This window comes from Erwinia oleae (genome assembly GCF_000770305.1).
Lineage (GTDB): Bacteria > Pseudomonadota > Gammaproteobacteria > Enterobacterales > Enterobacteriaceae > Erwinia > Erwinia oleae.
Genome location: NZ_JNVB01000145.1, coordinates 1 through 2,994, shown reverse-complemented (window position 1 = coordinate 2,994; position 2,994 = coordinate 1). Strand labels below are relative to the sequence as shown.

The following is a 2,994-nucleotide window of genomic DNA, read 5'->3' as shown; positions in this document are numbered from 1 at the left end:
CTCATCATACTGGGCCAGACTTTATTATCAGGGACTGCGAGAAAAAGGAAAATCTCACCAGTCTGCAATCCGGGCTCTTGCCTTCAAATGGATAAGGATCATTTACCGCTGCTGGAAGACCAGAACCCAGTACGATGAAGCGAAGTATTTGCTGGCTCTCGAAGCGCGACACTCGCCCTTACTGAAGCCATAAAAAGCTTGTCGAATGTCTCAGGGCGTGAAGCGGACATAAAATAATCAGCCTGAAATCATAGCTTCAATTTCAGCTTTGCATTTCATCAGAGATACGATGAGAAACTCTTTTTTTTCTTCAAACCTCAGGGACGGGACGGCAACAGAAACCGCATACGACTCGCTCAGGGAAGACTGTATATGAACGCTGAGGCCGCATACACCCTGCGCATGTTCCTGATAATCTTCCGCATGTCCTGCCTTTCGCACTTTAGCGACCTCATCAAGAATATCCTTCACGCTGTTTAATGATTTTTGCGTCCTGATTTCAGGCGAATGGCTATAAAACGATACTATCTGCGCGTCGTCGAGACGGGCAAGCAGCGCTTTTCCTGGAGCGGTACAGTGGCCAGGGAAGGCTGTCCCAACCGGTGAAATGACACGCAATTCCTGATCGGAAGCATACTGACTGATGAGCAGCGCATGGGCACCGCGCATAACGCTGAGATCGACGGTTTCCCGCGTCCGGCGTCCCAGCATTTCCATAGGCGTACGCGCCAGAGCAACCACATCCGTATGCGCTGAAGCCGCAAGTCTCGTCAGCGCAGGACCCAGTTGGATAAGACCTGCCGCACTTATTAACAGGTCTTCACCCTCCAATGAACTGACCAGCCGGTATACCGTCGTACGCGGCATTCCGGTATAGCGCGACAAAGCGGCGATCGTCAGCCCGCGAGCATGTTCTTCAAGCGTCCGCAGCAGCTGAGCTGCCCGAACGATAACACTTGTACCCGAATCATCAGATTTGGCCGGCATGGAGGCTCCTTACTTTCAACTTACATTTTGCGCATTGACATCATCAGATATAACTTAGGATACTATATCCGTATATCGGACGCTATTGTCCGCATATTGGTTATTGTGGGGCGTTTCATGTTACAGATAAATAAAGTTGGGGGATTTACGCTTCTGGCCGTAGCCTGCCTGACAATTATGGTGGGATGCGTAATCGTGCCAGGACTGACCAGTATTTCTTATGCGCTGAACGTGAAAGGCGCTGAGAGCTGGCTTATTACCCTACCGTCTCTGGGAGTGGTGCTGCTTGGACCGCTTGCTGGTAAATTCATCGAGCGGGCGAGGCTTTACAGGGCACTCTGCCTCGGACTCTTCCTGTACGGCCTGTTAGGTGCAGCAGGTGCATTTCTTTCCGGTTACATTACGGTCTTTACTGATCGCTTCCTGCTGGGAGGGGCGACGGCGCTGATCATGACTTCAGGGACGGGGCTGATTTCAGTATTTTATAGTGGGCCAGAACGTATGAAGATGATTGCGCGGCAGGGTATGTCGATTGAGCTGGGCGGCGTCATATTCCTGTTTATTGGCGGGTTACTTGCCGCCGCAGGATGGCGCTGGCCGTTCTCACTCTATTTATTTGCCTGGCTGATGCTGCTGATGGTATTGATATTTGTTCCGCGACCTGACAACAGGTCGGAGCCAGAACAGATTAAAACGGATGTCAGCCACGGTACTACTTCACCTGCCGTTCTGATGACCTGGGTAGCTGCACTGATGTCCATGATTGTCTTCTTTACCGCCATTGTTGTCTTAACCCTGCACCTACATGAAATGGGATACACTGAGTCTCAGACGGGGTATTTTCTCTCATTTGTTTCTCTGGTTGCCGTCTGTGGGGCCTGGCTGATGCCGAAGCTGGTTAGCCGATACAGTGATTTTTCAACCTTATCTATTGCTTTCGGCTTATACGCGCTTGCTCATCTGATCTTTGCTTTTGCGTCTTCAATGCCTTTTCTGATCCCCGGGGGAATTGCACTGGGAATGGGCTTCGGTTTTTCCGTTCCCCTCGTAAATCACCTTATTGTCGAGCTCAGCAGTAACGCTGAACGTGGAAGAAATCTGGCACGGCTTTCAATGGCTATTTTTCTTGGGCAGTTTCTGTCCGCATTTATGGCTTATCTTCCGGGTACCACTTCAACCGTGTTTTTGTTCACTGCGGTAATCGGTGCGTTATTTTCATTGTTTATAAAAATTCGCGCGCCAGCCAGAGTCGCACCCTATACATAACTCACCGTCCGGCTTCATGTGCCGTCAATGTGGTTACTGATCCAGTCGGTCAGCCTTTCGATATGTGCCGCCGCCTCTCGTCACGGAGCGGTGAGCGCATATTCAGTACGAGGCAGTAAAACTGGATAAACCTTTCTGTGAACCAGGAACGTGCTTTCGAGTCCTACAGCGTTTTTATCAACATTCTGTCGGTAATTCCGACTATTTTACCTTTCAGCTCTCAAAAACGATGAGTACCATTCATGAGGGTTATTAGCGTCAGGCTACCCCACCGGCTTGTCAGGTGACTGAGCAACCTGCTGGAAGGACAAGTTGCATCAAATGTTTCTCCGTTACGTAACCGCGTCGCCAGCACATTCATGAACCACTGACCTGTCGCATCATTGCGGCGGTTGCTCACTATCGGCAGTTTGTAGCCCATCTAGTGGCTGCTGGAATAAAGCCTCTGCAGACGGTCTGCCTCTCTCTCAAAGCTGCCTGTCAACATGGTCAAGCTCTACTACAGCTTAGAGGTGCAAAAAATCACCTTAACGAATGGAAGGGACTTCCCCTGATTATGCGCCTGATTAACTCTTGTGCGATCATGGGCTACACATCGTCCCGGAGGAATTCGTTATGACTATCACGACTGTCGGTATCGATCTTGCTAAAAATGTGTTTGCTGTTCACGGTGTTGACCAAAGTGGTAGAACTGTTCTGGTTAAGCCTAAAGTATCGCGTGCTGCACTTCCTGAGTTAATT

At 50.0% G+C, this 2,994-nt stretch carries 2 protein-coding genes and 2 pseudogenes; 3 read left to right on the top strand and 1 reads right to left on the bottom strand.

Features of this window, described 5'->3' with window-relative positions:
- A pseudogene (locus GS12_RS23860) lies at positions 1-193 on the top strand (IS110 family transposase); the annotation flags it as partial.
- A gap of 44 nt (positions 194-237) precedes the next feature.
- Here the strand turns inward: GS12_RS23860 and GS12_RS22525 are convergent.
- The gene (locus tag GS12_RS22525) at positions 238-987 is read right to left on the bottom strand and encodes an IclR family transcriptional regulator (RefSeq protein ID WP_031594636.1); all 750 of its coding nucleotides are present in this window, start codon (positions 985-987) and stop codon (positions 238-240) included.
- Positions 988-1,104: 117 nt separating this feature from the next.
- On the opposite strand from GS12_RS22525, the gene GS12_RS22520 reads away from it, so the two are divergent.
- Positions 1,105-2,253, top strand: a complete 1,149-nt coding sequence (locus tag GS12_RS22520; RefSeq protein WP_031594637.1) for an MFS transporter — start codon at positions 1,105-1,107, stop codon at positions 2,251-2,253.
- A 615-nt stretch (positions 2,254-2,868) separates the two neighbouring features.
- Positions 2,869-2,994, top strand: a pseudogene (locus tag GS12_RS24520) (IS110 family transposase); the annotation flags it as partial.